This is a genomic window from Actinomadura opuntiae (assembly GCF_030283205.1).
In the GTDB taxonomy this organism is placed as follows: Bacteria; Actinomycetota; Actinomycetes; order Streptosporangiales; family Streptosporangiaceae; genus Spirillospora.
Genome location: NZ_JASNWF010000002.1, coordinates 111,735 through 137,833, shown reverse-complemented (window position 1 = coordinate 137,833; position 26,099 = coordinate 111,735). Strand labels below are relative to the sequence as shown.

General features: G+C 70.8%; 28 protein-coding genes, 1 tRNA gene and 1 pseudogene. 13 read left to right on the top strand and 17 right to left on the bottom strand.

Annotated features, from left to right (window positions below; all coding sequences use genetic code 11):
- The first annotated feature begins 107 nt into the window (after positions 1–107).
- On the top strand, positions 108–1,025 hold the full coding sequence (locus QP089_RS04075) for an NADP-dependent oxidoreductase (RefSeq protein WP_285909886.1): 918 nt from the start codon (positions 108–110) through the stop codon (positions 1,023–1,025).
- A 64-nt stretch (positions 1,026–1,089) separates the two neighbouring features.
- Here QP089_RS04075 and QP089_RS04070 read toward each other — a convergent pair whose 3' ends face one another.
- Together QP089_RS04070 and QP089_RS04065 are read right to left on the bottom strand one after the other, a co-directional pair.
- Positions 1,090–2,250 (bottom strand): epoxide hydrolase family protein, encoded by a 1,161-nt coding sequence (locus QP089_RS04070; protein ID WP_285909885.1) that lies wholly within the window; start codon positions 2,248–2,250, stop codon positions 1,090–1,092.
- 34 nt (positions 2,251–2,284) lie between these two features.
- Positions 2,285–2,938, bottom strand: a complete 654-nt coding sequence (locus tag QP089_RS04065) for an HAD-IA family hydrolase (protein WP_285909884.1) — start codon at positions 2,936–2,938, stop codon at positions 2,285–2,287.
- Positions 2,939–2,992: 54 nt separating this feature from the next.
- Between QP089_RS04065 and QP089_RS04060 the strand changes: the two genes are divergently transcribed.
- On the top strand, positions 2,993–4,201 hold the full coding sequence (locus tag QP089_RS04060; protein WP_285909883.1) for an ROK family transcriptional regulator: 1,209 nt from the start codon (positions 2,993–2,995) through the stop codon (positions 4,199–4,201).
- Between the two features lie 9 nt (positions 4,202–4,210).
- Here the strand turns inward: QP089_RS04060 and QP089_RS04055 are convergent, their stop codons facing one another.
- Entirely contained in the window at positions 4,211–4,924 is a 714-nt protein-coding gene (locus QP089_RS04055; protein ID WP_285909882.1) for a dienelactone hydrolase family protein, read from the bottom strand.
- A 102-nt stretch (positions 4,925–5,026) separates the two neighbouring features.
- Here QP089_RS04055 and QP089_RS04050 point away from each other — a divergent pair, with 102 nt between their 5' ends.
- The gene (locus QP089_RS04050; RefSeq protein WP_285909881.1) at positions 5,027–5,854 is read left to right on the top strand and encodes a helix-turn-helix domain-containing protein; all 828 of its coding nucleotides are present in this window, start codon (positions 5,027–5,029) and stop codon (positions 5,852–5,854) included.
- 11 nt (positions 5,855–5,865) lie between these two features.
- Here QP089_RS04050 and QP089_RS04045 read toward each other — a convergent pair whose 3' ends face one another.
- On the bottom strand, positions 5,866–7,338 hold the full coding sequence (locus QP089_RS04045; protein WP_285909879.1) for an MFS transporter: 1,473 nt from the start codon (positions 7,336–7,338) through the stop codon (positions 5,866–5,868).
- Between the two features lie 261 nt (positions 7,339–7,599).
- On the opposite strand from QP089_RS04045, the gene QP089_RS04040 reads away from it, so the two are divergent.
- Positions 7,600–8,148 (top strand): cadmium resistance transporter, encoded by a 549-nt coding sequence (locus QP089_RS04040; RefSeq protein ID WP_285909878.1) that lies wholly within the window; start codon positions 7,600–7,602, stop codon positions 8,146–8,148.
- Positions 8,149–8,160: 12 nt separating this feature from the next.
- Here QP089_RS04040 and QP089_RS04035 read toward each other — a convergent pair whose 3' ends face one another.
- Positions 8,161–9,291: a serine/threonine-protein kinase gene (locus QP089_RS04035; RefSeq protein ID WP_285909877.1), complete on the bottom strand. Its 1,131-nt coding sequence runs from the start codon at positions 9,289–9,291 to the stop codon at positions 8,161–8,163.
- Positions 9,292–9,403: 112 nt separating this feature from the next.
- Here QP089_RS04035 and QP089_RS04030 point away from each other — a divergent pair, with 112 nt between their 5' ends.
- Both QP089_RS04030 and QP089_RS04025 read left to right on the top strand, forming a co-directional pair.
- Positions 9,404–10,102, top strand: coding sequence for an SDR family oxidoreductase (locus QP089_RS04030; protein ID WP_285909876.1), 699 nt, complete (start codon positions 9,404–9,406; stop codon positions 10,100–10,102).
- A 68-nt stretch (positions 10,103–10,170) separates the two neighbouring features.
- Positions 10,171–10,296 carry a hypothetical protein gene (locus QP089_RS04025; RefSeq protein ID WP_285909875.1) on the top strand — a complete coding sequence of 42 codons (126 nt, stop codon included), beginning with the start codon at positions 10,171–10,173 and terminating at the stop codon, positions 10,294–10,296.
- 678 nt (positions 10,297–10,974) lie between these two features.
- Here the strand turns inward: QP089_RS04025 and QP089_RS04020 are convergent.
- The 5 genes from QP089_RS04020 to QP089_RS04000 are packed head-to-tail and all read right to left on the bottom strand — an operon-like array spanning position 10,975 to position 13,653.
- Positions 10,975–11,640, bottom strand: coding sequence for a winged helix-turn-helix transcriptional regulator (locus tag QP089_RS04020; RefSeq protein WP_285909874.1), 666 nt, complete (start codon positions 11,638–11,640; stop codon positions 10,975–10,977).
- Positions 11,641–11,688: 48 nt separating this feature from the next.
- On the bottom strand, positions 11,689–12,432 hold the full coding sequence (locus QP089_RS04015; protein ID WP_285909873.1) for a methyltransferase domain-containing protein: 744 nt from the start codon (positions 12,430–12,432) through the stop codon (positions 11,689–11,691).
- Entirely contained in the window at positions 12,432–12,782 is a 351-nt protein-coding gene (locus QP089_RS04010; protein ID WP_285909871.1) for an ArsR/SmtB family transcription factor, read from the bottom strand. The genes QP089_RS04015 and QP089_RS04010 overlap by 1 nt, the downstream gene beginning before the upstream one ends.
- Before the next feature lie 52 nt (positions 12,783–12,834).
- Entirely contained in the window at positions 12,835–13,245 is a 411-nt protein-coding gene (locus QP089_RS04005; protein ID WP_285909870.1) for an arsenate reductase ArsC, read from the bottom strand.
- 30 nt (positions 13,246–13,275) lie between these two features.
- Positions 13,276–13,653: an ArsR/SmtB family transcription factor gene (locus QP089_RS04000; RefSeq protein ID WP_285909869.1), complete on the bottom strand. Its 378-nt coding sequence runs from the start codon at positions 13,651–13,653 to the stop codon at positions 13,276–13,278.
- Positions 13,654–13,761: 108 nt separating this feature from the next.
- On the opposite strand from QP089_RS04000, the gene QP089_RS03995 reads away from it, so the two are divergent.
- A complete protein-coding gene (locus QP089_RS03995; RefSeq protein ID WP_285909868.1) occupies positions 13,762–14,265 on the top strand; it encodes an ArsI/CadI family heavy metal resistance metalloenzyme in 504 nt (167 codons plus the stop codon).
- Between the two features lie 95 nt (positions 14,266–14,360).
- Here the strand turns inward: QP089_RS03995 and QP089_RS03990 are convergent, their stop codons facing one another.
- Positions 14,361–15,395, bottom strand: coding sequence for a hypothetical protein (locus tag QP089_RS03990; RefSeq protein WP_285909867.1), 1,035 nt, complete (start codon positions 15,393–15,395; stop codon positions 14,361–14,363).
- Positions 15,392–15,769 carry a PadR family transcriptional regulator gene (locus QP089_RS03985; protein ID WP_285909866.1) on the bottom strand — a complete coding sequence of 126 codons (378 nt, stop codon included), beginning with the start codon at positions 15,767–15,769 and terminating at the stop codon, positions 15,392–15,394. The genes QP089_RS03990 and QP089_RS03985 overlap by 4 nt, the downstream gene beginning before the upstream one ends.
- Positions 15,770–16,003: 234 nt before the next feature.
- Here QP089_RS03985 and QP089_RS03980 point away from each other — a divergent pair, with 234 nt between their 5' ends.
- Positions 16,004–16,339, top strand: a complete 336-nt coding sequence (locus tag QP089_RS03980) for a hypothetical protein (protein ID WP_285909865.1) — start codon at positions 16,004–16,006, stop codon at positions 16,337–16,339.
- A gap of 100 nt (positions 16,340–16,439) precedes the next feature.
- Here QP089_RS03980 and QP089_RS03975 read toward each other — a convergent pair whose 3' ends face one another.
- Positions 16,440–16,799, bottom strand: coding sequence for a 5-carboxymethyl-2-hydroxymuconate Delta-isomerase (locus QP089_RS03975; RefSeq protein ID WP_285909864.1), 360 nt, complete (start codon positions 16,797–16,799; stop codon positions 16,440–16,442).
- Between the two features lie 916 nt (positions 16,800–17,715).
- Between QP089_RS03975 and QP089_RS03970 the strand changes: the two genes are divergently transcribed.
- Entirely contained in the window at positions 17,716–18,114 is a 399-nt protein-coding gene (locus QP089_RS03970; protein ID WP_285909863.1) for a hypothetical protein, read from the top strand.
- Between the two features lies 1 nt (position 18,115).
- Here QP089_RS03970 and QP089_RS03965 read toward each other — a convergent pair whose 3' ends face one another.
- Together QP089_RS03965 and QP089_RS03960 are read right to left on the bottom strand one after the other, a co-directional pair.
- The gene (locus QP089_RS03965; protein WP_285909862.1) at positions 18,116–18,316 is read right to left on the bottom strand and encodes a hypothetical protein; all 201 of its coding nucleotides are present in this window, start codon (positions 18,314–18,316) and stop codon (positions 18,116–18,118) included.
- A 281-nt stretch (positions 18,317–18,597) separates the two neighbouring features.
- Positions 18,598–18,668: transfer RNA gene (locus QP089_RS03960), tRNA-Gly, on the bottom strand.
- Between the two features lie 100 nt (positions 18,669–18,768).
- On the opposite strand from QP089_RS03960, the gene dcd reads away from it, so the two are divergent.
- The 4 genes and pseudogenes from dcd to QP089_RS03940 all read left to right on the top strand — a co-directional run bounded on the left by dcd (position 18,769) and on the right by QP089_RS03940 (position 22,638).
- The gene (dcd, locus tag QP089_RS03955) at positions 18,769–19,344 is read left to right on the top strand and encodes a dCTP deaminase (protein ID WP_285909861.1); all 576 of its coding nucleotides are present in this window, start codon (positions 18,769–18,771) and stop codon (positions 19,342–19,344) included.
- Positions 19,345–19,596: 252 nt separating this feature from the next.
- The gene (locus QP089_RS03950) at positions 19,597–20,814 is read left to right on the top strand and encodes a quaternary amine ABC transporter ATP-binding protein (RefSeq protein WP_446474009.1); all 1,218 of its coding nucleotides are present in this window, start codon (positions 19,597–19,599) and stop codon (positions 20,812–20,814) included.
- 166 nt (positions 20,815–20,980) lie between these two features.
- Positions 20,981–21,703, top strand: a pseudogene (locus QP089_RS03945) (ABC transporter permease); the annotation flags it as partial.
- Between the two features lie 53 nt (positions 21,704–21,756).
- Complete coding sequence (locus QP089_RS03940) at positions 21,757–22,638, top strand: glycine betaine ABC transporter substrate-binding protein (protein WP_285909860.1); 882 nt, start codon at positions 21,757–21,759, stop codon at positions 22,636–22,638.
- 136 nt (positions 22,639–22,774) lie between these two features.
- On the opposite strand, the gene QP089_RS03935 is transcribed toward QP089_RS03940, so the two are convergent.
- Both QP089_RS03935 and QP089_RS03930 read right to left on the bottom strand, forming a co-directional pair.
- Positions 22,775–23,536, bottom strand: a complete 762-nt coding sequence (locus tag QP089_RS03935; protein ID WP_285909859.1) for a ZIP family metal transporter — start codon at positions 23,534–23,536, stop codon at positions 22,775–22,777.
- 183 nt (positions 23,537–23,719) lie between these two features.
- A complete protein-coding gene (locus tag QP089_RS03930) occupies positions 23,720–25,867 on the bottom strand; it encodes a (Fe-S)-binding protein (RefSeq protein ID WP_285909858.1) in 2,148 nt (715 codons plus the stop codon).
- Between the last annotated feature and the right edge of the window lie 232 nt (positions 25,868–26,099).

Genomic DNA, 26,099 nt, shown 5'->3' with positions numbered 1-26,099 from the left:
ATCCCCGGACCGCCGATCCTAGGGAAACCGCTCCGCTCCCGAGCCGCGGCCGGAGAGGGCATCGTCGAGGCACGGCCATCCCGACGAGGAAGAACGGTGATCACGCGATGAAGGCAGTGCGGTTCCACGGGTACGGCGGGATCGGCGTCCTGCGGGTGGAGGAGGTCGAGCGCCCGGTGCCCGGCCCGGCGCAGGCGCTGGTCGAGGTGCGCGCGGCCGGGATCCAGCCCGGCGAGACCCACATCCGCTCCGGCGACCTGCACGAGCGGTGGCCGGCGGCGTTCCCGTCCGGGCAGGGCAGCGACCTGGCGGGCGTCATCGTGGAGGCCGGCGCGGAGATGCGCGGCTTCGCGGTGGGCGACGAGGTGCTCGGCTTCACCCACCGAAGGGCGAGCCACGCGGAGTTCGTCGTGGTCGACGACGTGAACCTGGTGGCGCGTCCGAAGGGGCTGCCCTGGGACGTGGCCGGGTCGCTGTACGTGGCCGGCACGACCGCGTACGCCATGGTGTTCGCGGTCGACCCCGCACCGGGCGACACGGTCGTGGTGTCGGGTGCGGCGGGCGGCGTCGGTTCCCTCGCCGTGCAGCTGGCCCGGCGGCGCGGCGCCACCGTGATCGGGCTGGCGAGCGAACCGAACCACGCCTGGCTGAAGGAGCACGGCGTCATCCCGGTCGCGTACGGAGAGGGCGCGGCCGAACGGATCCGGCAGGCAGCCGACGGGAACGTCGACGCATTCATCGACACTTTCGGCAACGGCTACGTGCGACTGGCGATAGAGCTGGGCGTCCGGCCCGAACGCATCAACACGATCCGCGACTGGCAGGCCGCGGCGGAAGTCGGTGCGCGGACCTACGGCGAAGGCGCGGCCGCCTGCGCGGTCGTCCTCGGCGAACTGGCCCGCCTCGCCGCGCGCGGAGAACTGGAAGTGCCGATCGCCCGCACCTACCCGCTTGACCAGGTCCAGGACGCTTACCGGGAACTGGAGCGGGGCCACACCCACGGCAAGATCGTCCTCTGCCCCTAGCAGCCGCGACCAGTCCAGGTGATCATTGATCCAAAGGCGCGCCTATGCGGCTCGTGTTCCGCGGTCAGCGGACGAGGCGGAAGAAGGAGCGGAGCTCGTCGACGAAGAGGTCGGGTTGCTCGAACGCCGCGAAGTGGCCGCCCTTGCCGGGCTCGTTCCAGTACCGGATGTCGGTGAAACGCTTCTCGGCCCACCGCCGGGAGGGGCGGGGGTTCTCCTTCGGGAAGACCGAGCATCCGGCCGGGACGGTCACCAGGTCCGTCGTCTCGGCGGTGAAGAGCTTCTGGACCTGCTTGAAGCTCTCCCAATAGAGGCGGGCGGCGGACGCACCGGTCCCCGGCAGCCAGTACAACATGAGGTTGTCGAGGAGTTCGTCGCGGGTGAGCGCGTTCTCCGGGTGGCCGTCGCAGTCGGTCCAGGAGCCGAACTTCTCGATGATCCACGCGCACAGCTGCACCGGGGAGTCGACGAGCCCGTACCCGATGGTCTGCGGACGGGTCGACTGTTCGAGCGAGTAACCGTCCTCCCACCGCTGGCCCTCCTCCAGCGCGGACAGCGCGGCACGCTCGGCGCCGGTGAGGTCGTCGAACGTCGCGGGGTCCGGAGCCGCGAGGGGCGGGGTGAGATGGATCCCGGCCAGGTGCGCCGGATCCTTCTGGCCGATCAGCGCGGTCACGGTGGTGCCCCAGTCGGAGCCCTGCGCCCCGTACCGCTCGTAGCCCAGGCGGGCCATGAGCCGGATCCAGGCGTCGGCGATCCGCTCGACGCCCCAGCCGCGGCGGGCCGGTTTGTCGCTGAACCCGTAGCCGGGCAGCGAAGGGCAGACGACGTGGAACGCGTCGCGGGCGTCGCCGCCGTACGCCGTCGGGTCGGTGAGCGGCCCGATCACCTTGAGGAACTCCACGACCGAGCCCGGCCAGCCGTGCGTCAGGACGAGCGGCAGCGCCGCCTCGTGCGGCGAGCGGACGTGGACGAAGTGGATCCCGAGCCCGTCGATGGACGTGCGGAACTGGGGCAGGGCGTTCAACCGGCGCTCGGTGGCCCGCCAGTCGTACTCCTCGGCCCAGTACCGGCACAGCTCGCGCAGGTAGCCCAGCGGGACGCCCTGCGACCAGTCGTCGACGGTCGCCTCCTCCGGCCAGCGCGTCCGGGCCAGGCGTTCGCGCAGGTCGGCCAGGTCGGACTCGGGGACGTCAAGGTGGAACGGGGTGACTTCCTCGGACATGCCGTCCTCCTCGTCGGAGCGTCGGTGGTGAGGGTCAGCTGCGGCATGGGCGCGCCCGCGAGTCCTCCAGCAGGCGGGCCAGCCGGCCGAGGTCGGGCAGGGACACGTCGCCGGGCAGGCCCCGCAGCGCCGCGGTCGGCATGCCCGCCGCCCGGCCGGCGGCCAGGCCCGGCTCGGAGTCCTCCACCACGAGGCAGGCGGACGGGGCGATGCCCAGGCGGGCCGCCGCCTCCAGGTAGCCCTCGGGATCGGGCTTGCCCGCCGTCACGTCGTCGAGGGTGAGGAGGAGCGGCGGATCGATGCCCGCCGCGTGCAGGCGCGTCTTGGCCAGCCGCCCGTCGGAGCTCGTCACCACGGCCCACGGCAGGTCGAGCCGGTCGAGCGTGGCGACCAGGAGTTCCGCGCCGGTCGCGGCGGTGACGTCCGCCAGGTCCTCGTACTGGAAGGCGTGCTGCCGCTGCGCCGCCGCCTCGACCGCGTCGTCATCGAGGTCGGGCCGCAGGTGCCGGACGGTATGCGCCGCCGGGTTTCCGTGGGCGATGGCGAGCACCGCGCCGGCGTCGACGCCGTACTCCCGCGCCCAGGTCGTCCAGGCGCGCTCGACGGCGGCGTCGGAGTCGATGAGCGTGCCGTCCATGTCCAGGAGGACCGCCTGGATCGTTCCAAGGTCCGTTCGCCGTCGCAGCACCGCGTTCCCTTCGAATAAACTCGTCCAACGAGCATAAAGGAGGGGACGGTACGCATGGCAAGCCCCCGGAACCGATCAGGGTCCCCGCGCGCCAGGGACGCCCGCTGGCGCGGCGCGCTGGCGGTGCTGGACGAGATGCGCCGCGACCCGGGCGCGACCCGGGTGGCCGTCGCGCGCCGGCTCGGCCTCAGCACCGGCTCGGCCACCGAGATCACCGCCCGGCTGCGCGACCTCGCCCTCCTCGCCGAGGCGCCCGCCGCGGCGGCGGGCCGGGGCCGTCCGACGACCGCGCTCGTCCCGCATCCGGACGGGCCGCTCGTGATCGCGGTGGACCTCCGGCACGAGGACTGGCGGTGCGCGGTCGCGGCCCTGGACGGACGGCCCGAGATCGCCGAGACCGGCACGCACCGGAGCCGCGACCCCGGGCATGTGATCGACGCGGTCGCCGCGGCGGTGGGACGGCTCCACCGCCGCCACGGCGCACGCGTCCGGGCGGTGTCCGTGGCGGTCGCCGCGACCGTGCAGCGCGGCCGGGTCGTCCAGTCGTCCGTGCTCGGCTGGGACGCGGTGGACCTGACGGCGCTGGCGGCGCCGGCGGCCGATCCGCGCGTCCCGCTGCTGATCGGCAACGACGCGACCCTCGCCGGCCTCGCCGAGGCCCGGCAGGGCGCCGCCGCCGGCGCCGCGACCGTCCTGCACGTCACCGTGGAGGTGGGCGTCGGCGGCACCCTGGTCGTCGACGGCCTGCCGGTGGACGGCGCGACCGGCGCCGGCGGGGAGTTCGGCCACCTCCCCTTCGGCGACCCCGGCCTGCGCTGCCCCTGCGGCGCGTCCGGCTGCTGGGACCTGGTGACCGACGGCCGCGCCATCGCCCGCCACCTCGGCGACCCGCCGCCCCGCGACCCCCGCACGTACGCGGACCGGGCCCTCGCCCGCGCCCCGGCGGACCCGGCCGTCCGGACCGCCGTCGCCCGCACCGCGACCGGGCTGGCCCGCGGCGTCGCCGGGCTGATCAATGCCCTGGACCCCGGCGTCGTCACGCTGGGCGGCCTCGCGGAGTCGCTGCGGGCCGCGGCCGAGCCGGAGTTCGCCGCCGCCCTGACCGGCGGCCTCATGCGCTTCCGCCGCCCGGACCCGCCTCCCGTCGTCGCCGCCGCGCTCGGCCGCGACGGGGCACTGCACGGGGCGGTGGTGACCGCGCTCGACCACGTCCTCACCGAAGACGGCCTCGCCGCCTGGGCGTCCCTCCGCTCCCCCGGGTAGCGCCGGCGCCTATGCCGTGAACGCCAGGATGCGGCGCCATGCGTCCTCGCACGCCTGCGCCCAGTCGCCGTAGGAGCGGTCGAAGAAGGAGTGCGGGGCGCCTGCGTAGACGTGCATCTCGTACTCCTTGCCCGCGCGCTCCAGGTCGGCGGCCATCGCGTCGAACTCTTCCTGCGGAGTCGCGACGTCGTCCCCGGCGAGCAGCATGAGCAGCGGCGCCTCGACCTCGGCCGCCGCGTCGCCGAAGAAGCGCGGCGGGCCGTAGAAACCGATCGCGCCCGCGATGCCCGGCAGGGTCGCGGCCTGGCGCCAGGCGTGGCCGCCGCCGAGGCAGAAACCGACCGTGAACACCCGGCCGGACAGGCGCGCGGCCGCGGCGGCGACGTCGGCGTCCACATGCGCGGATTCGAGAAGGGGCAGGTGCTTCATGCCGTCGAAGCCGTCGTCGCGCGGCGCCGTCCCGGCGGTGCGCCCGTAGAAGTCGATCGCGATGGTGTCGTATCCGGCCTCGGCGAAGCGCTGGGCGAGCTCGGTATAGAACGGGTGCAGCCCGCGCACGTCGGGCAGCAGCACCAGGCCGCTCCCGTTGGGCACCTCGGGTTCGGCGCGGTAGGCCGCGAAGCGGTTGCCGTCGCGGGCGGTGATCTCCAGCGGGCCCTGCGCGGCCACGCCCCCGGTGACGGCGGGCGAGGCGGGCGGGCGGCCGTCCGTTGAATGGCACATGCCGGAGAGCCTGGCCGGACGCCGCGGGACGGCCCAGGCCCGCTTCATACGGGTAACGGCAGGGCCACCCTCGCCGTCCCGCGTCCGGCGATACTGATCGGCATGGGTGATGGACTCGGGAGCTTCCTCAAGTCGCGGCGGGCGCGCCTGGCACCGGAGAGCGTCGGGCTGCCCGGCGGCGCGCGGCGGCGCGTGCCGGGGCTGCGGCGCGAGGAGCTGGCCCAGCTCGCCGGGATCAGCGTGGAGTACTACCAGCGCCTGGAGCAGGGCCGGTCGCATCGTCCCTCCCCCGAGGTGCTGGACGCGCTCGCGCGGGCGCTGTCGCTGGACGAGGTCGAACGGGCCCACCTGGAGGCCCTCGCCCACCCGCGCCGCACCGGGCCCGCCGCCCGCCCGGACGAGGACGGCGCACGGCCCGAGCTGCAACGGCTCCTCGCCCTGATGGACCGCGTCCCGGCCATGATCATCAACGACCGCTTCGACGTGCCCGCCGCCAACCCGCTCGCCGCGCGCCTCTTCGCCGGAGCCCTGGCCGGGCAAGACGCGGCCGGACGCAACCTGGCCCGCTACCTCTTCCTCGATCCGGCCGCCCGCGACTTCTACGTCACCTGGGACGAGGTCGCCGCAGCCACGGCGGCCCAACTGCGGCTCGTGTCCGCCCGCCATCCCGGCGACCACGCCCTCGCCGGCCTGATCGACGAGTTGCACGCCGGCAGCGCACGGTTCCGCGAGTTGTGGGCGGCGGGCGACGTGCAGCTGCGGACGTTCGGCGTGAAGAACCTGCGCCATCCCGCCCTCGGCGTGCTCGCATTCCACTACGAGAACTTCGGCGTGCCCGGCGACCCGCGCCGCCGCATGGTCACCCTGACCCCGGTCGAAGGCGCCACCGAGGCCGCGCTCCAACTCCTGTCCACCTGGACGGCCGGATAGCCCCGAACCGCTCACCGCCGTCCCGCCGATCCACGCCCGACGATGAGCAGCGCCGCGGTGACGAGTGCGGCGGTCAGCAAGATGATGAACCCGGCCGTCAGCGCGGTGGTGTAGCCGTGCACAATGGCCGCCTTGGCCGCGCCATTGCGATGGGAGGCCAGATAAGCGGCGGTCGCACTGGCCGCCACGGTGTTGAGCAGAGCCGTGCCCAGCGCCGCGCCCAACTGCTGGGCGGCGTTGTAGGCGGCCGATGCGGCGCCGATGTCGTGCCCGGACATCCCTTCGGTGGCCAGGCTGGCGGTCGGGGGCATGACACAGCCGAGGCCGAGCCCGGTGAGCACCAGCGCGGGCAGCAGGTACACGGCGAGAACGTCGCCGCCCGCGTCCGGCAGCCGGGTCAGGATCACCATGCCGATGGCCGCGGTCAGCAGACCAGGAACCAGAAGCAGCGCGGGCGGGACGCGGCCGTGCAGCCTCGCGGCGATGAACATGGAACCGACCAGCGCGGCCAGCGCATTGACGATCAGCGTCAGCCCCGCCTGCACCGGTGAATAGCCGAGCACGACCTGGGTGTAGTAGCTCATGAACAGGTAGAACCCGAACATCGCCACGAACATCAGGGTGATGGCCACGAACGCGCCGGCGCGGACGCGGTGCAGCAGCACCCGCATCGGCAGCAGCGGATGAGCCGCCCGCGCCTCCACGACGGCGAACGCGGCGAGCAGCACCGCCCCGCCGGCCAGCCACGCCGCCACTTCACCCGACCCCCATCCGAGGGACTCCGCCCGGGCGAACCCGTACACGACCGCGGCGAAGCCGGCGAGGCTGAGCAGCGCACCGGCGACGTCCAGCCGCCCTCGTCCCGCGATCGGCCGAGGCGCCGGCACCAGGGCGACGCCGAGCACCGCCGCGAACGCGATGGGCACGTTGATGTACAGGCACCAGCGCCAGTCGGCGTACTCGGTCAGCAGGCCGCCGGCGACCAGCCCGACCGCCGAGCCCGCGGCACCGACCGCCGCGAACACCCCGAACGCTCGGCCGCGTTCGCGGGCCCCGGTGAAGGTGCCGGTCAGCAGCGACAGCCCGGCGGGCGCGAGCAGGGCGGCGAACGTCCCTTGCAGCGCCCGCGCCGCGAACAGCATCGCGGCGCTCATCGCCGCGCCGCCCAGCGCGGACGCGGCGGCGAAGCCCACCAGCCCGACCAGGAACGCGCGCCGGTGGCCGAGCGTGCCGCTGACCCTGCCGCCGATCAGCAGCAGCCCCCCGAAGGCCAGCGCGTAGGCGGTGATCGCCCAGTGCCGGTTCCCGTCCGACATCTCCAGCGCCCGCTGCGCGGACGGCAGCGCGATGTTCACGATCGTCCCGTCCAGGACCACCAGCAGCTGCGCCGCGCTCACCACCGCCAGCGTCCACCACCTCCGCTCCGCCCCGCGCCGGCCGCCGGCGGCCTCCGCCTTCTGCGTCGTGTCGTCTTCGAGATCCATGTCTTCGAGCGTTCCGTTGAACCGGCCCCGGAGACTTCCCGCCACCGACCGCACACCGACCGGCCCCACCCACCGAACAACCCTCAACCGGAGGTAGAACCCGGACCGATGCAGCGACCGCCGTCCGGCTCGGCTGGGAGTCGTTGCGGTCGTCTGCGCTTCGCCTGGCTGGGGCCGGGTGTTGATCCGGTAGGTTCGCGGCCTATGAGCGGGGTCGCAGGAACCATCGCCACTGCGGCCGGAATGTTCGCCGGGACGAACGTGGACGACATCATCGTGCTGACGGTCCTGTTCCTGTCGTCGCGCGCCGGCGGCACCCTGCGTCCCTGGCAGATCTGGGGCGGCCAGTACGCCGGTATCGCCCTTCTGGTCCTCGTCTCGGTGGTCGCCGCCCTCGGTCTCACGGTCGTGCCCGACGACTGGGTCGGCCTGCTCGGGCTGGTGCCCTTCGCCCTTGGCGTCAAAGGCTTGATCGCGGCTGTCCGCGCTCGCAACGACGGAGGGAACGCCTCGCCCGCGGTGGCTACCGGATTGGTCTCGGTGGCGGGGGTGACCATCGCGAACGGGGCCGACAACATCTCCGTCTACACGCCGGTCTTCCGCACCATCGGGACCGGCCCCACGGTGGTCACCATCTGCGTCTTCGCCGTCGGTGTCGCCCTGTGGTGCTTCGCCGCCTCCTGGCTCGGCTCCCACAAGAAGATCATCGAGTTCGTCGAACGCTACGGGCAGTGGCTCGTACCCGCCGTGTTCATCGTCATCGGCGGCCTGATCGTCATCGAGTCCGGCGTCTTGGCCAAGGCGCTCTAAGCATCTGAGGGGTCAGGAGGGCGCCGCGGCCTGGGACGGCGGGCGCGGCCGTGGCAGCGGGGTGTACTCGAGGAGACCGGCCACGCCTCTGCCGACGAAGACCAGCACGGTGGCGACGATCTCGAACGCCGCTCCGCCGAGAAGGAACCAGTCCACGTGACCGGTGATCGAGCTCCAGATGTAGGACACGTCGATGACGAGCATGGCCACGATCGTCGCGAAGCCCGTCGCGACGACGGTCCCGTCGAGGAAGCGGATCTCTCGGTGCCGCAGGCCGAAGACGAAGACGGTGCCACCGGCGATGGAAGCGGCCCCGAGAAGGATGTCTTCGATGTGCGGATGCTGAGCGATCTCGTGGCCTGCGTTCTTCCGACTGTGACGGCCCTTGATGGTCTCGGCGACCCGGAGGGCGGCGTCGAGATCGCGCAGCTCGAGCAATGCCGTGACGAAGCGCTGCAGGAGCCGATCGATCTCGTCGGGGACGTCCGGACGGATCGCCCGGACGCTGGGAGGCGGCGCGGTCACATGCTGGACGGCCACGGCGTGCGCGTCGCCGAGGAAGACCGGCCGCCCGGTGAGGAGCCGGAACAGGGTGGCGCCCAGCGCGTACAGGTCGGACCGTGCGTCGACCTCCCTTCCCTCGACCTGCTCGGGCAGCATGTAGGGGAGCGTCCCGATGACCCCGCCGGTAAGGGTCAGGCCGGTCGACGCGCCCTCCACGCGGGCGATCCCGAAGTCGCAGATCTTCACGACGCCGCCGTCCACCAGCATCAGGTTCTCCGGCTTGATGTCCCGATGGACGATCCCGGCCGCATGCGCAACCGCCAGACCCGACGCCACCTGGGCGCCGTAGGCCAGCACCTGGTCGACGGGAAGGCCGTGCCGGAACTCGTCGAGGACGCTGCGCAGGTCCCTGCCGTGGAGCAGTTCCAGCACCAGGAACGGCAGGCCCTCCTGCTCTCCGAGGTCGCGGACCTCGACGATGTGCGGGTGGGTGAGCTGCCGGGTGGCCGCGGCCTCCCGGTAGAAGCGGCGTAGCGCCTCCTCCCGGTTGCCGTCCGCGTCCAGCAGCCGAGGCCCGATGATCTTCACGGCGACCGGCCGGCCGTCGACCCGGTCCGTCCCGCGCCAGACCTGCCCCATGCCGCCCCCGCCCCCAGCCCGAAACCCCGGCACAGACTGTTACTTGATACGAAAGTTGTACTAAGAAGTATCGATAGATAACCTGAGGTCGCCGAATAACCAAGGAGAAGCCATGAAGCTAGAGGGAAGTACGGCGTTCGTGACGGGCGCCAACCGCGGCCTGGGACGGCGCTTCGCCGAGCAGCTCGTGACCCGGGGCGCCACCGTCTACGGCGGTGTCCGCAACGTGGCGTCGCTCGACGTGCCGGGCGTGATCCCGGTGCGGATCGACGTCACGGACCCGGCGTCGGTGGCCGCGGCGTCGGACGCCGCCCAGGACGTGTCGCTGCTGATCAACAACGCGGGCTCCTACACCGGGGCGTCGGTGTCCGACGGGTCGCTGGAGGACATCCGCCTGGAGATGGAGACCCACTACTTCGGCACGCTGGCGGTGACCCGGGCATTCGCCCCGCACCTGGCCGCCAACGGCGGCGGCGCGATCCTCAACGTGCTGTCGGTGCTGTCGTGGCTGACCTTCCCCGGCTACAGCGGCTACGCGGCGGCGAAGGCGGCGCAGTGGTCGCTGACCAATGCCCTGCGGCTCGAGCTGGCGGCGCAGGGCACGCAGGTCGCCGGGTTGCACGTCGGCTATCTGGACACCGACATGGTCGCGTCCGTCGACGCCCCCAAGAGCGACCCGGCGGTGATCGCCGCGCTGGCGCTCGACGCCCTCGAACAGGGGGCCGTGGAGATCCTCGCCGACCAGGACGCGCAGCGGACCCAGGCCGACCTCGCGGGCGGCGTCACGAAGCTTTTCCCGGTCGACGCCTGACCATGGCGGCTGGGCGCGATGAAGGCGCGGCCTCTGGGCGGGCTTCGCACGGTGCGGGCTACCGGGCCGTGTTCGCGGTCCGGGAGTTCCGGGCCGTCTTCGCGGCGCACGTCCTCTCCGTCATGGGCGGCGTCCTCGCCGAGGTGTCGCTGGCCGTCCTCGTCTTCCGCCAGACCGGTTGCTCACGGCCCTGATCTTCGCTCTCGGGTTCCTGCCCTACGCGCTGAGCGGGGTGCTGCTCTCCGGTCTCGCCGACCGCTGCCGCCCGCGCCGCGCTGGGCACGGCCGCCGTCGCCTTCCTCGGTTCCGCCCTCGTGCTGCGTCTCGGCACTCGGGAGCGGCCCGCCCGGATGTCGGGCGGCGGCGCGGTCATGCGCCGGTCGATGGCCTCGGCCGCGCTGCTGCTGGGCGAGCCCCGCATCCGGGCGCTGCTGCTGATGTGGTGGATCCCGCCGATGTTCTTCGTCGTCGCCGAGGGGGTCGCGGCGCCCTTCGCGGACGCGGCGGGCGCGGGAGCGGCCGGGTTCGGGGTGTTCCTCGCCGCGATGCCCGCGGGCACCCTGGTGAGCGAACTGCTCGCCGGCACCCTGCTCGGAGCCGCGCTCCTCCTGCTCACCCGACTGTGCACCGCCTACACGCTCGGCATGGACCGATGGTTCGTGGACGCGGTGCCGGAGGAGATTCGCGGCCGGGCCATGTCCCTGCTGGGCGCCGGACTGATGACCCTTCAGGGTCTCGGAATGGCCACCGGCGGGGCGCTCGCCTGCCTAGCTGACGCAGGCGCCGGGCCGGGTGATCCCACCTTGGTCACCGGCTGGAGGAGGTGGCGAGGCTCGTCCTCGCCACCTCGTTCCAGCGCGACCCGAGGTCGCTCACGGAGAGGGCACGACCTCGGGACGCGTGAACGCGGCGAGGAGGCGCTCGAAGGCCTCCGGGGCACCGCTCAGAGCGGCCCGGCCCGAGCGCACGGCCTCCTCCAGGCTCTGGCTTCCGATCATGAGGGACGCGAACGTCCTGGCGTCGGTGTCGATCGCGGCGTCGGGGCGGTCCGCGTCCCCGCGTTCGATGTCGAGGCGTCCGGCGGCGACGCGGACGACGTAATGGTCCTCGCCGAAGCGGATCGCATAGGTGGCGTCGAGGCCGCCACCGGCCGCGGGAGAGAAGTCGTCGCGCAGCGCCAGCATGATCGCGTCGCTGCTGACGTGGGCGTCCAGGTCGCGGAACGGCGAGCGGCGACCCCAGCGGCCGAGCGCGACCAGGACCGGCTCGAGCTCCCGGCCCCAGTCCGTCAGCTCGTACACCCACGACGCGCTCGGCGGGGCGAGCCTGCGGCGGCGGACCAGCCCGAGCCCTTCGAGCTCGCGAAGGCGGCGGGACAGCCGGTTGGGCCCCGCGTTGGGCAGCCCGGCCCGCAGGTCGGTGAACCGCTTGGGACCGAACAGCAGCTCGCGGACGACCAGCAGGGCCCAGCGCTCACCGATGAGGTCCAGCGCGTGCGCCGTCGCGCAGGCCTCGCCGTAGGTACGGGTGCTCTCCACGCTCCGATTCTACCCGGCGAGGTTCCCCCACGAATCTCATTGGTTCCCTTACCGTACTAGCTCTCCGCTCGCCTTGGCGGCCTGGACGATGGCGGCGTGGAGCCCGTCGCCGGTGTCGGCGGTGGGGGTGATGGTGATGGCGGTGAACCCGGCGGCGTGCAGCTCGCGGCGGTACTCCTGGGCGGTGAGGGTGGAGGCGGCGCAGCCGATGCGCTGCTCTGCGGCGGCGCGCTCGTCGGGGTCGAGGCCGGGCTCGGCGATGATGTCGCTGACGCCGAATCGACCGCCGGGACGCAGGACGCGGAAGGCTTCGGCGAGGACGCGGGCCTTGTCGGTGGCGAGGTTGATGACGCAGTTGGAGATGACCACGTCCACGCTCGCGGCGGGAAGAGGGATGTCGTCGATGTGGCCGCGCAGGAAGCGGACGTTGTCGGCTCCGGCCTGGGCGGCGTTGGCGCGGGCCAGGGCGAGCATGTCGTCGCTGGCGTCCAGGCCGTAGGCGATCCCGGTCGGGCCGATGCGACGGGCCGACAGCAGCACGTCCAGCCCGCCGCCCGACCCGAGGTCGAGCACGGTCTCGCCGGGGCGCAGGTCGGCGACGGCGAGCGGGTTGCCGCATCCCAGGCTCGCGCGCAGGGCGGCCTCGGGCACCTGGTCCTCGGCTTGATAGGCGGCGGCGCCGAAGCAGGAGTCACCGCTCTCGCCTTCGTGCGGGGTGCCGCCGGCGAGGGCGGCCCGGGCGAGACCGGAGTAGCGGGCGACGATGGCGTCCGTGGTGCGGGAGTCGGGCATCAGGTGTCTCCTTCGGGCGGGCAGGCCGGCGCGGCCGGTGCGGGACGTCCCATGACCAGGTCGGCGGCGGTGGGGAAGCACTCCACGCATGCGGTGTTGATCCGGTAGAAGCGCGAGGTGCCGTGCCGGTCGACCAGGACGAACCGGACCTCGGCCAGCACCTTGAGGTGCGCGGACACGGTCGACTGCCCGACGTGGACGGCGTCGACGATCTCCCCGACGTTCATCGGCCGTCCCTGCCGGGCCAGCAGGGACACGATCTGGACGCGCGTCGGGTCGGCCAGCGCCTTGAACCAGGACGCGTACTCGGTGGCGGTCGGCCGGTCGAGCGGCCCTTTCTCCCTATTCATCGTCCATCGACGATAGACGATAAAACCCCGCTGGGGAAGGCGGCGACCGCGCTCAGCCGTCAGCGGGCAGGAGTTCGGCGAGCAGGGCGCGGACGCGGGCGTCGATCTCGTCGCGGATGGGCCGCACCTTCTCGATCGGCTGACCTGCGGGGTCGGGAAGCTGCCAGTCCAAGTACCGCGTGCCAGGGAACACGGGGCAGACGTCGCCGCACCCCATGGTGACGACCACGTCGGCGGCCCGGACGGCTTCGCCGGTGAGCGGCTTGGGGAACTCCCTCGACAGGTCGAGCCCCAACTCGGCCATCACCTCGACGACGGCGGGGTTGACGGTCTCGGCGGGCGCCGACCCGGCCGAGCGGACACGGACCCGTCCGGCGGCGTGATGATCGAGCAGGGCGGCGGCCATCTGTGAACGTCCGGCGTTGTGGACGCACACGAACAGCACCTCAGGTGCCTGGATCACGGGGTCTCCTGCGGAGTCGGGCTCGTTCGGTCACGAAACGGCCGCGGCGATGCGTGGCCTGAGGATCGCCGACAATCGTTCCAGGACGCCGGGGTTGAGCCAGTAGTAGACCCACGTCCCGCGCCGTTCGGAGTCGATCAGACCGGCCTGCTTGAGCACCTTCAGATGATGGCTGATCGTCGGCGCCGTGAGGTCGAACGCGGCGGTCAGGTCGCAGACGCACGCCTCGCCGCCCTCATGGCAGGCGATCAGCGACAGCAGCCGCAACCGGACCGGATCGGCGATCGCCTTGAACAGCGGCACCAGCTCGGCCGCCTCGGCCTCACCCAACGGCTCGCACGCCAGCGGCGCGCAGCACTCACCGTCCCCTTCACCAGGGTTCACGATCGACACCAGCTGCTTAGACATGCCTCTAATTTGACATCCATCTACATACGGATGCAAACTCGGGCTACCGGCTACTTAGACGTCCATCTAAATTGCCGGTCGACCGCCCGCGACACGAGGAGTGACCACATGTCCCGCGTCCAGCTCGCCTTGCGCGTGTCCGACCTGGAGGGCTCGATCGCCTTCTACTCCAAGCTGTTCGGCATCGAGCCGGCCAAGCTCCGGCCCGGCTACGCCAACTTCGCCGTCACCGAACCGCCGCTCAAGCTCGTCCTGATCGAGGGCGAGGACGGCGAGCCGACCCGGATGGACCACCTCGGCGTCGAAGTCGAGGACTCCGGCCTCGTCACCGACGCCACCAAGCGCCTGACCGACGCCGGACTCGTCACCCTGGAGGAGAACGACACCTCCTGCTGCTACGCGCTCCAGGACAAGGTCTGGGTCCACGGCCCCGGCGGCGAACCCTGGGAGGTCTACACGGTCAAAGCCGACGCCGAAACTCTCGCCAAGAGCACCGCCACCTCAGCGGACTGCTGCGGCACCACGGCCTGCTGCACCCCCGACGAACAGGCCCTCGACCCCACCCAGACGCCCGCGGAAGCCAAGGCCGCATCCGGCTGCGCCTGCACCTGACCAACGCCCGTCCCGGGCCACGGGTCGCAGTGGGGGCCGATGTCGCTGTAGAGGATCTCGGCCTCCTTCAGCAGGACGTCCAGCCGTGCGGCCGCTCAGGCGGGGATGTGCTCGCGAGGCGTCCGATTCCTGGACGGCAGTTCGACCAGGCGGACGCAGAGCATCGTGACCGCGAAACCGATCAGGCACTTGGCCAGCAGGTTCGGCAGGACCGCGGCGTCCCCGGTCGTCGTGGTGAAGATCGCGAACGGCATGAGGAAGGGCGCGACGGCGGGCGCCAGCAGGGCGCAGGTCCGGCGGCCTTCGCGGGTGCGCGCGAGGGCGACGGCGGCCAGGACGGTGGCGGCGACCACGGCGGCGAACCCCAGCATGTCCCAGAGCTGCGGGAACGCCGAGATCCTGGCGGTGGCGTTCGGCTTCCCCAGGTTCCCCTGGTAGACGAGCGTGAAGAAGGGCAGCGAGTTGAGCACGACCAGGGTCCCCGCCATCGCCGCGGCTGCGGCGACGCGCGCGCGTCCCAGCAGGCGGGCGCCGTGGCGGGGGCCAGGCGAGATGAGCAGGGACGCCGTGGCCAGCAGCGCGAGGGGCAGCGGGACGCTGGCCAGGGACGCGCCCACGGAGGCCCCCGCGCGGTGCGGGAAGGTCGTCCCGTAGACGGCCAGGACGGTGTGGACGGCGGTGACCGCGCAGGCAGCGGTGGTGGCGGGGCGGCGCAGCCCACGCCAGGCGAGCACGGCGATGGCCGTCCACGCGAGCCAGTAGGGGCCGGTGCCGAAGTCGTAGAACAGCGAGTACTCCAGCGATGGGCCATGGTCGGCGGCGAGCTGCATCAGTTGCGGGATGTTCACCGCGAACCGTGCGGCTTCGGCGACGAGGAGCAGCGTGGCCAGGAAGCCGGTGATGGCCAGGGCGTCGGTCCAGGGGGAGGCGCTGGTGCCGGAGGCCGCGTGGCGGCGCCGGATCCGGGCGGCGCCCCACAGCAGGTCGGCGGTGTCGGCGGCGGACGGACGGGTCTGGCCGGGCCGCGCGGCCGACAGCAAGATGTCCAGCATCTCCTGTTCGTGGGCCTCGCGGTGGGCGGCCGGGTACAGGGCCAGCAGGCGCCGGTAGCGGTGTTCGAGCGTGCTCAACGCAGCCCCCTCGGGGAAAGACCGACGAACGCCGGGGCGGCGCCGTCGCCGGGAAGGCGGAAGGCGGCGAGCCGCCGGGCGGCGGCCTCGGTACGGCGGCGCAGCGCGTCGACCTCGGCGGCGAGCGCGGTGGCACCGTCGTCGGTGAGCCGGTAGTAGCGGCGCAGCCGGCCGTCGACGACCTCTTCGCGGTCGGCGGCGATCCGCCCCTCGGCCTGGAGCCGGTCCAGCGCGGCGTAGAGGGTGCCGGCCCGCAGCCGGGTGCGCCCGCCGGAGATCCGCTCGACGTCGGCGACGATCCCGTAGCCGTGCTGCGCGCCGTCCGCCAGCGCCGTGAGGATCAGGAACGTCGGTTCCTGCATCGGCTTGCTCATGCCACCGTTATATATCGATGATCTACCTATCCACAACTCCACCGGCACCGCCGAGCACCGCCGCAAAGTGCGCGACGAACGACACTCCAGCGCGCTCCGCAACACCTTCAACCGCATGACCGGCTGCCTCTACCACTGTCTGCAAACCGGCCGGCCCTACGACGAGAACGCGGCCTTCGGCACACGCCTGGCTCTGGCAGCCCGGACGTCGGAGGTGCCCGCTACGGTTCCCGCATGATCACCCGCCCTACCGAGAACTGGCGGCACCTCGGCACCTGTCCCAACTCGCTCCTGGGGCAGGTCGACCAAGCGCTGCTCGCTTTCGAAACCGAGCTGACCGCCCTGGACCACACCTCCGACCAGGCCATCATGGCCGCGGTCGAACACGTGGTCGTCGCGCTGAACCGGATCGACGGCACTGACGACCACAGCTTCGACACCATCGACCGCGAGGAACTCTGCGAATACATCGACCACGCACTCACCCAGACCGGGATCGATGTTGAAGCGCTGGCACGCCGGCAGGGCATCGACCCGGCCGCGCTCACAGACCGGTGGCGAGACTGGTGAACAAAAGGGCCAAGCCCGACTCAAGTTGACGGCTTGAACAGATCGGATGTCTCATCCACCCCGGAACCGTGGTCATCGCGGCGGCTGCACGCCTGGTCGGCTACGGCGCCAAGACTCGCTTGTGGTAGCTCGCGATGTCTCGAACCTCGACGGTGGCCTGAATGTTCAGCCCCGCTCCGGGCTTGATGTGGTCACACAACACCGTGAGAGCCAGGTCTCCAAGACGAGCTTTGATCTCGGGGTCGCGGCCGGGCAGGATCGCCAGGTCAACATGCACCATCGCTTCGCCGGCTTCGCCGCTGCCGATGACCGCTTCGCCGATCGCGTGGAAGCGGGTCTTGAAGTCTGGCAGGGCGCTGCCGATCAGGTCCGCTGCAGCAGGGTGGAGCGCCAGCGCGAATCCGCGCCGATCGAACCACACCGCCAGGGACTCCGAGTACTCAACCGTGATCTGCGGCATCTCGCATCGATCGTCCCACATGCCGAGGCGCACCTAGCGGTTCCCCGTCGAGGCGCTCGGCGTCCCGAACCTGCACTTCCATGGCCTTCAGCACACCGGCAACACCCTCGACGCAGATTCAGGTGCCCAACCCAAGGCTCGTCCGCCCGACGACGGTTCGGCGGGTGACCTCGTCCCGGTGGCGCAATCGCCCGCTAGCCTCATCAGTTCGATCACGGCCGAGGGGGCTAGCGCGCTCCGACCCGGGTGACAGCTTGGGTACAACACCTGTCGGCATTGAGCAGTCATATGATCGCCCGTAGCATCCTATCCATGCCCCTGATTGAGCACGGAATGACCAAGAGGCAGGTCAAGCGCCTCCTCGGACCTCCGCATAATCGCCTCAGCCAGAGGGCGTTCGAACGCCAATACAGAAGCGCGACGTTCGTGGGGGGTCGGCGCCACCGAGGGGACGCTTGGCTGTACCTCAACACCCCGCAGGCCGGAGATATGACGTTCATCGCCTTCGACGGAAGGCGGGTCGCCACTGTGCAGGTTCAAAAAGCCTCAAACCAATAGGTCGTCGCCGAGTCCCCGACCTGACCGGCCAGCACTCCGCGTACACCGCACCTACGCGCAAGCTGCAACAGACGAACAAACCCGTCCGGAGGCTGCTCCCGGTCGCGGGGGTCCAAGGGGCTGCGAGCCCGGACGGGGCGGGGCCAGCGGACGCGTCACGACGCAGCGCTCCGGCGCGGCCACCCGGTGCCCGGCGCCCACGCCGCCCGCGCCCGGCGGCCAGGCGCACCGCCTGCCTGTGCTTGTCGGCCACCTTCGGCCAGATGAGGCACGAAGCGTCAGATCACCCGAAGATGAGACTTGATCTTTCCGCCCCGTCGGGAGGTGCAGGTTGTCGTACAGGCCGAATGCCATATTCATGCAGATTCTCTTGATGGTGATCAGTTGCGCCGTGGCGGTCTTCGTGATCTCTGGAGGCAGTTGGTCCGTCGCCCTGCAGGAAATCGCCTTCTTTATGGGCGCGGGCGGAATGATGGTGATGTTCTACCGGTGGCGACGGCAGGGAGATCGGGTCGCCGCAATGTTGCTCGTACTCGCCTTTGTCACATGGGCGATGGCGGTTGCCGTTGCCTCGATTACCGGCGTCGAGCCCGGAACTCCTGCTTTCTGGATCGCCGGCGTGGCTCTCCTCTTCGGTGCCAGCGGCGGAGTGGTGACGCTGGCGCGAATGTACCGCGAGCGCGGTAAATACAGCGAAGCTTCGTCGTCCGAGCAGGGAACCGGTGACTCGACACGCGGCTCGAATCTTCGGCCATAGCTCACGCTCTGGGCGACGCGGCGGAGCGGGCGTCCTTGACACGGCGGAAGCGAACGAGCTTCAGGCTCTGCACAATGGAGATCGCGTCGCGCAGGACGGATAGCGCACGTTCGACCCTGGCGCCGGACGCACCGAATCGCTCCCCCAGCTTCGCTATGGAGGACAGAACTCCGCGCTCGGCGTCCCGAACCTGCACTTCCATGTCCTTCGGCGCACCGGCAGCGTCTGGCTCCGGAACCTGAGGGCGCGCATGGGCCGCGACAACGAGCGGACCGCGCTACCGCAAAAGTCCGCCAAGGGTGACCGCGCGACCGCCGATGGCCTCGACGCGCTGGGAGCAGGGCCAGGACGATGACGACGGAGCGGCCGGATCGCTGGTGCCGGTGGCGTAATTGCACGCTAATTGCACGGCGGCTCTCTGAGGCCCCTACAAAGATCAAGGCCCGGGTCGGGGTTCGTGTCCTGACCTGGGCCTTCTCGGTGAGCGGGTGACGGGAATCGAACCCGCGCTGTCAGCTTGGGAAGCTGAAGTTCTACCATTGAACTACACCCGCGTGGCGGGTGGTGGGGGCCGCCCGCGCTTGGACATCGTACCGGATAGTCGGGTGGGACGTCGTGCGGGTTGCGGGGCCGGGGGTGGGATAGCGTTTCCAGGTGCTGCTCTCCGATCGCGATATCAGGTCCGAGCTCGAGTCCGGGCGGGTGAAGATCGACCCGTACGAGCCGGGGATGGTCCAGCCGTCCAGCGTGGACGTCCGGCTGGACCGGTACTTCCGGGTGTTCGAGAACCACCGGTATCCGCACATCGATCCGGCTGTGGAGCAGCCGGATCTGACGCGGCTGGTGGAGGTGGACGCCGAGGAGGCGTTCGTGCTGCATCCCGGGGAGTTCGTGCTGGCCTCGACGTACGAGGTGTTCGGGCTGCCCGACGACCTCGCGGCGCGGCTGGAGGGCAAGTCGAGCCTCGGGCGGCTGGGGCTGCTGACGCACTCGACGGCGGGGTGGATCGACCCCGGGTTCAGCGGGCACGTGACGCTGGAGCTGTCGAACGTGGCGACGCTGCCGATCAAGCTGTGGCCGGGGATGAAGATCGGGCAGATGTGCCTGTTCCGGACGAGCTCGCCGGCGGAGTATCCGTACGGGTCGGAGCGGTACGGATCGCGGTACCAGGACCAGCGGGGACCCACCCCGTCGCGGTCGTACCTGAACTTCCACCGCACCGTGGTGTGAACCCGGTCACGTGGCGCAGATCACCAAAAGATGAAACATCTTCTCGGGACGGGTAGTTTCAAGCGACGCACAGCCTTGGCATCTGGTTGACAGCCTCTTTCCCGGAGGCGGGTCGACGGGTGCCCTACGGATGAGCTACCCGTTTCCGCGCCGTCCCCGGGTGTGGGAACACGGAAGGAGATCGTGTCCATACTCCGCGCGGAAAGCGTCACCAAGCTGTTCGGCCGGAAGGCGGCCGAGGCGCAACGGAAACTGAAGGCGGGCGCCGGCCTGGCCGACGTCCGGAAGCTGGGCGTCACCCCGGCCGTCCTCGACGCCACGTTCGAGGTCGAGCAGGGCGAGATCTTCGTGGTGATGGGCCTGTCCGGGTCCGGTAAGTCCACGTTGATCCGGATGCTGAACGGGCTGCTGGAGGCCACTTCCGGGACCGTCGAGATCGACGGCCAGGATATCGCGAAGCTGTCGCCGAAGGCGCTGCGGGCGCTCCGGCAGAACAAGGTCAGCATGGTCTTCCAGCACTTCGCGCTCTTCCCCCATCGGTCCGTCCTGGCGAACGCCGCGTACGGGCTGGAGGTGCGCGGTGTCTCCAAGGAGGAACGCGAGGGCAAGGCCCGGGAGTTCCTGGGACTCGTCGGGCTGTCCGGGTGGGAGGACAAACTCCCCGGCCAGCTGTCCGGCGGCATGCAGCAGCGGGTCGGGCTGGCCCGCGCGCTGGCGGCGGGCACCGACATCATCCTGATGGACGAGGCGTTCAGCGCGCTGGACCCGCTGATCCGGCGCGAGGTGCAGGACCTGCTGCTCGACCTGCAGGGGCGGTTCGGCAAGACGATCGTGTTCATCACCCACGACCTGAACGAGGCCATGCGCATCGGCGACCGCATCGCGGTGATGCGGGAGGGCCGGATCGTGCAGATCGGCACGGCCGAGGAGATCCTGACGGACCCGGCGAACGACTACGTCGCCCAGTTCGTCGCGGACGTGGACCGTACCAAGGTGCTGACGGCGGCGTCGGTGATGGAGAAGCCGCTGGTCACCGTGCTGTCGACGACCGGGCCGCGGACGGCGCTGCGCACCCTGCGCGAGCACCAGACCGACGCCGCGTTCGTGATCGGCCGGGACCGCAGGCTGATCGGCAAGGTGAAGGCCACGGCGGTCGCGGACGCGGTGAAGGAGAACGTCCAGACGCTCGACGGCCTGATCGACCCGGAGGACCTGGAGCCGGTGCCGCCGGACACCCCCGTCGCGGACCTGTTCTTGCGCTCCGCGGAGAGCGACCTGCCGGTGCCCGTGGCGGACGCGGACGGGACGCTGCTCGGCGTGATCCCGCGGGTCACGCTGCTGGCGGCGCTCGGCGCGATCAGCACGCACGTGGACGAGGTCGCCGCGGCCTCCGGCGAGGACGGCGAGGACGCCGACGACGCCGGGACGCCGGCGCTCGCGCTGACGAAGGAGGGTTCCGTTGACGACTGACGTGCTCGCGAGCGAGTTGCCCCGGGTGCACGTCGGCGACTGGTTCTCCGACCTGGTCGACTGGTGCACCACCAATCTGAGCTGGCTGTTCGACGGGATCGGGTCGGCCGTCACGTGGGCGGTCGAGAATCTGACCGACCTGCTGAACCTGCTGCCGCCGATCGGTCTGACGGTGGTGCTGGCGGTGATCGCGCTGGTGCTGAGCGGCTGGAGGCTCGGCGTCTTCGCGCTGCTCGGCTTCGGGCTGATCGACAGCATGGAGCTGTGGGATCCGGCGATGGACACGCTGGCGCAGGTGCTGGTGGCCGCGGTGGTCGGGGTGGTGATCTCGATACCGATCGGCATCGCGGCGGGCCGCAGCGACGTCGCGAGCCGGATCGTCCGCCCGGTCCTGGACTTCATGCAGACGATGCCGGCGTTCGTCTACCTGATCCCGGCGATCTTCTTCTTCCACATCGGCGTCGTGCCGGGCGTGGTGGCGACGGTGATCTTCTCGCTGCCGCCGGGGGTGCGGCTCACCGAGCTCGGCATCCGCGGCGTGGACCCGGAGATGGTCGAGGCGGGCGAGGCGTTCGGCACGCCGCCGATGCGGGTGCTGACCCGGATCCAGATCCCCCTCGCGATGCCGTCGATCATGGCGGGCGTGAACCAGCTGATCATGCTGTCGCTGTCGATGGTGGTCATCGCGGGCATGGTCGGCGCGGGCGGCCTCGGCGGCGTCGTGCTGGAGGGCATCCAGCGGCTGGACATCGCCAAGGGCTTCGAGGGCGGCCTCGGCGTGGTCGCGCTGGCCATCTACCTGGACCGCCTCACCGGCGCGTTCGGCGGCGACAGCCCGCGCGGGCTGCGGACGCTCTGGTCGAGCGGCATGGCCAATCCTCTGCTCTGACCGGCGCGCACGATCTTCCCCACCCCCTCTGCAAGGCGACGAAAGGAAGGGCATTGCGTCCTAAATTCAAGGTTCTGGCCGCGGCGGCGATGGCGCTGGCGCTCGGTGCGACGGCGAGCGCCTGCAACGGCTCGGACGACAAGAAGAACAGCAAGGATCTGACGATCGGCGTCGTGTCCGGCTGGGCGGAGGGTGAGGCCGCCACCGCGCTGTGGAAGAAGGTCCTGACCGACAAGGGCTACAAGGTCTCGGTGAAGGAGCTCGACACCGGCCCGCTGTACGCGGGCATGGCGCAGGGCGACGTCGACCTGTTCCTGGATTCCTGGCTGCCGGGCACGCACGAGGACTACTGGAAGCAGTACGGCGACAAGCTGGAGAAGGTCGGGATCTGGTACCCGTCGGCGCCGCTGACGATCGCCGTGCCGAACTACTCGCCGCTGCACTCGCTGGCCGACCTGAAGGGGAAGGGCTCGCAGTACGGCGGCAAGATCATCGGGATCGAGAAGAGCTCCGGGCTCTACCGGGTGTCGCAGACGAAGATGCTGCCCGCCTACGGCCTGGACAAGGAGTACACGGTCACGACGTCGTCCACGGCGGCGATGCTGGCCGAGCTGCAGAAGGCGGTCACCGCCCACAAGGACATCGTCGTCACGCTGTGGCGCCCGCACTGGGCGTACGCGAAGTTCCCGATCCGGGACCTGCAGGACCCGAAGGGCGCGATGGGCAAGCCGGACGGCGTGAACACCGTCGCGCGCAAGGACTTCGGCAAGGACGAGCCGCAGGTCGCGGGCTGGCTGAAGAATTTCAAGATGGACGACAAGCAGCTGGGCTCGCTGGAGGACCTGATCGCGAACCAGTACAAGGGCAAGCCGGACCAGGCGGTGGACGCGTGGCTGAAGGCGAACCCGGACTTCGAGAAGTCCCTGGCGGGCTGATGCGTCGTCCCGTCCCCGAAGGAACGTTCCAGCGCTCCTGAAGGCGTCAGAGGGCCGTCCGGAACCCACCCGGACGGCCCTCTGCCTTTTGCCCGACCTGGACCGTTTCAGGACGTTCTGAGCCGTCTCCTCCCTGTCAGCCCGCGAGGCCGACGCTGAAGAGCACCACGAGCAGGCCGAGGCCGGTGGCGCACAGCGTCATCACGCGCGGGTGGCCGCTGTGCGCCTCCGGCAGGATCTCGGCGGCGGACAGGTACAGCAGGACGCCCGCGAACAGCCCGAGGTACGGCCCGAGGACGCCCTCCGGGACGGTCCCGAGCAGGGTGAGCGCGGCCCCGGCGATCGGCGCGACGGCGTCGGCGAGCAGCAGCGCGAGCGCGGGACGGCGGTCCCGGCCGCCCAGCGAGGCCGCGGTGAAGGTGTTGAAGCCGTCCGCGAAGTCGTGCGTGATGACGGCGAGCGCGACGAACGCGCCGACCCGGTCGCCGGTCTGGAAGCCGAGGCCGATGCTCAGGCCGTCCACCAGGCTGTGCCCGACGAGCGCGCAGGCGGCGAGCAGCCCGGCACCGCCCGGTCCGGCTCCCCCGGGGTGGCCGTGGCCGTGCGCGTGGACGTGCGGGGCGTACTCGCCCTCGTGGGCGCGGTGGACCGCCACGGACTGCTCCACCACGTGCAGCAGCAGGAACCCGACGGCGAAGCCGATCATGGGGGCGGGGACGCCGAGGGGCCGTTCGCCGGGCATCTCCAGCGACTCGGGGATCAGGTCGAACGCGACGACGCCGAGCATCAGCCCGCCGGCCAGCCCGAGGACGAGGTGCCGCTTGTCGCGCACCCGCATCGCCGCGAGGCCGCCGGCGAGCGTCATCAGGAATGCCAGGGCGGACACGAGCACGGCCATCCCCTGGTCTTACCAGGCCGTTCGCGGGTCACTCCTCCGCCGCGCCCATGATCGGTCACGGTTCGCCCGACGGACGGAAACGGCCCCGGCCCCGCGGAACGGGGACCGGGGCCGCGCGGCCTGCGCCGGACGTCAATCGGCGTCGACCGTCACTCGGCGTCGACTGCTACTCGGCGGTGACTGTCACTCGGCGGCGACGGGCTCCTTCTGCTGGGCGGTGCCCTCGCCCTTGATGGAGCGGATGAGGAGCTGGGAGACGTCGACGACTTCCAGGGACTCCTTGGCGTCGCCGGAGTTCTTCTTCTCGTTGATGGCGTCGCCGAGCATGACCAGGCAGAACGGGCACGCGGTGGAGACGGTGTCGGGGTCGGTGGTCAGCGCCTCGTCCACGCGCTCGGTGTTGATGCGCTTGCCGATCCGCTCTTCCATCCACATCCGGGCGCCGCCGGCGCCGCAGCAGAACCCGCGGTCCTTGTGGCGGTGCATCTCCTGGGTCTTGACGCCCGGGACGGTGGCCATGATGTCGCGGGGCTGCTTGTAGACCTTGTTGTGGCGGCCCAGGAAGCACGGGTCGTGGTAGGTGATCTTCTCCTCGATCGGGGTGACCGGGGTGAGCTTGCCCTCCTCGACCAGGTGCGCGAGCAGCTGGGTGTGGTGGACGACCTCGTAGTTCCCGCCGATCTGCGGGTACTCGTTCGCCAGGGTGTTGAAGCAGTGCGGGCAGGTCGCCACGATCTTCTTCACGCCGGCGTCGTTGAGCGTCTCGACGTTCTGCTGGCCGAGCATCTGGAAGACGAACTCCATGCCCAGGCGGCGGGCGGGGTCACCGGTGCAGGCCTCCATCGGGCCGAGCACGGCGAACTTGACGCCGGCGATGTGCAGCAGTTCGGCGACGGCCTTGGTGGTCTTCTTGGCGCGGTCCTCCAGGGCGCCGGCGCAGCCGACCCAGAACAGGTACTCGGTGTCCTCGGAGACCTTGTCGTCGACGACCTCGACCTCGAAGTCCAGCTCCTCGATCCACTCGAGGCGCTTCATCTCGGACATGCCCCAGGGGTTGCCCTTGTTCTCGAGGTTCTTCAGCATGACGCCGGCCTCGGACGGGAACGAGGACTCGATCATGACCTGGAAGCGGCGCATGTCCAGGATGTGGTCGATGTGCTCGATGTCGACCGGGCACTGCTCGACGCAGGCGCCGCAGTTGGTGCACGACCACAGCACGTCGGGGTGGATGACCCCGTCCTCGCCGACGAGCTCCTTGTCGACCTGCATGGCGAGCTTCTGCTCGTCGGTGAACTTCTCCCGCTGCTCTTCGGAGGCGGTGAAGTAGGGGGCCTTGGCGAGGGCGTGGTCGCGCAGCTCCAGGACGAGCATCTTGGGCGACAGCGGCTTGCCGGTGTTCCAGGCCGGGCACTGGGACTGGCAGCGACCGCACTCGGTGCAGGTCGCCATGTCGAGGAAGCCCTTCCAGGTGAAGTCCTCGATCTTGCCGCGGCCGAAGACGTCCTCGTCGGGGTCGGCCTCCTCGAAGTCCAGCGGCTTGCCGCCCGACATCATCGGCTGCGCGGCGCCCAGGCCGTCGGGGCGGCGCTTGAACATGACGTTCAGCGGCGCCAGGAAGATGTGCAGGTGCTTGGAGTGCACCACGAACACCAGGAACACCAGCGCGACGCCGATGTGCAGCAGCAGGCCGATGGACTCCAGGACGTCCAGCGTGTGGTGGCTCAGCCCGTCGAACAGGTGGCCGACGACCCAGGAGAAGTAGGCGCCCTTGCCGTAGTCGAGGTTGCCGTTGGCCCACTCGACGCCCCGGTAGAAGAACATCGTCCAGATCACGTTGAAGATCATGAAGAGCGTGATCCAGGCGCCCGACAGGTGCGAGCCCTTGAACCGGGACCTGCGGTCCAGCCGCTTGGGCGAGTTCTTGATCCGGATCGCGGTGAAGACGATCAGGCCCGCGGTGCAGGCCAGCGCGATGGTGTCCTGGACGAACCCGATCGGCGGCCAGGTCTGCAGCCAGGGGATCTTGCGGTCCAGCCCGGCCAGCAGCGCGACCGCCGCCTCCAGGTAGACCGTGGCCAGCAGGAAGAACGCCCACATCACCGCGGCGTGCGCGGAGCCGGCCAGCGTCCACTTCAGCAGCTTGCGCTGGCCCAGGACCTCGGTGACCTGGCCCTCGATGTCGGCCTTCTTGTCACGCTTGACCCGCAGCACCCGCTCGGGATCGGGCTGCCCGGCCATGGCCGTGCTGTACAGGAAGAGCACCCGCCGGCCGGCGAGCGCCAAGGCGACCGCCGTTCCGGCGAGCCCAATGACCAACGTGATCCAGAACACTGTTCCGTCCTCCTGGGGTACGGGCGATGGCAGTCAGCGTAGGGCTCGCGACAGACCGCACTTCATCCGGGGCCCGAATACTACTCGGTAGTAGCTTACGTGGTCACGTGCGCTGGTCAGCACGTTCTGCGACCGGTCCGCGGCCCGGTCGGCCGCGGACGGGGTGTTCCGCCGTCCCCATACCTTACGGATCCGGCGCGCCGATGAGTATCGGCCGGTTTGCGAGTCGAAT

Coding starts and splice junctions, on each gene's coding strand:
- QP089_RS04075 (WP_285909886.1), top strand. CDS start 108: ATGAAGGCAGTGCGGTTCCACGGGTACGGCGGGATCGGCGTCCTGCGG.
- QP089_RS04070 (WP_285909885.1), bottom strand. CDS start 2,250: ATGTCCGAGGAAGTCACCCCGTTCCACCTTGACGTCCCCGAGTCCGAC.
- QP089_RS04060 (WP_285909883.1), top strand. CDS start 2,993: ATGGCAAGCCCCCGGAACCGATCAGGGTCCCCGCGCGCCAGGGACGCC.
- QP089_RS04055 (WP_285909882.1), bottom strand. CDS start 4,924: ATGTGCCATTCAACGGACGGCCGCCCGCCCGCCTCGCCCGCCGTCACC.
- QP089_RS04050 (WP_285909881.1), top strand. CDS start 5,027: ATGGGTGATGGACTCGGGAGCTTCCTCAAGTCGCGGCGGGCGCGCCTG.
- QP089_RS04045 (WP_285909879.1), bottom strand. CDS start 7,338: ATGGATCTCGAAGACGACACGACGCAGAAGGCGGAGGCCGCCGGCGGC.
- QP089_RS04035 (WP_285909877.1), bottom strand. CDS start 9,291: ATGGGGCAGGTCTGGCGCGGGACGGACCGGGTCGACGGCCGGCCGGTC.
- QP089_RS04030 (WP_285909876.1), top strand. CDS start 9,404: ATGAAGCTAGAGGGAAGTACGGCGTTCGTGACGGGCGCCAACCGCGGC.
- QP089_RS04015 (WP_285909873.1), bottom strand. CDS start 12,432: ATGCCCGACTCCCGCACCACGGACGCCATCGTCGCCCGCTACTCCGGT.
- QP089_RS04010 (WP_285909871.1), bottom strand. CDS start 12,782: ATGAATAGGGAGAAAGGGCCGCTCGACCGGCCGACCGCCACCGAGTAC.
- QP089_RS04000 (WP_285909869.1), bottom strand. CDS start 13,653: ATGTCTAAGCAGCTGGTGTCGATCGTGAACCCTGGTGAAGGGGACGGT.
- QP089_RS03995 (WP_285909868.1), top strand. CDS start 13,762: ATGTCCCGCGTCCAGCTCGCCTTGCGCGTGTCCGACCTGGAGGGCTCG.
- QP089_RS03985 (WP_285909866.1), bottom strand. CDS start 15,769: ATGAGCAAGCCGATGCAGGAACCGACGTTCCTGATCCTCACGGCGCTG.
- QP089_RS03980 (WP_285909865.1), top strand. CDS start 16,004: ATGATCACCCGCCCTACCGAGAACTGGCGGCACCTCGGCACCTGTCCC.
- QP089_RS03975 (WP_285909864.1), bottom strand. CDS start 16,799: ATGCCGCAGATCACGGTTGAGTACTCGGAGTCCCTGGCGGTGTGGTTC.
- QP089_RS03970 (WP_285909863.1), top strand. CDS start 17,716: ATGCAGATTCTCTTGATGGTGATCAGTTGCGCCGTGGCGGTCTTCGTG.
- QP089_RS03965 (WP_285909862.1), bottom strand. CDS start 18,316: ATGGAAGTGCAGGTTCGGGACGCCGAGCGCGGAGTTCTGTCCTCCATA.
- QP089_RS03935 (WP_285909859.1), bottom strand. CDS start 23,536: ATGGCCGTGCTCGTGTCCGCCCTGGCATTCCTGATGACGCTCGCCGGC.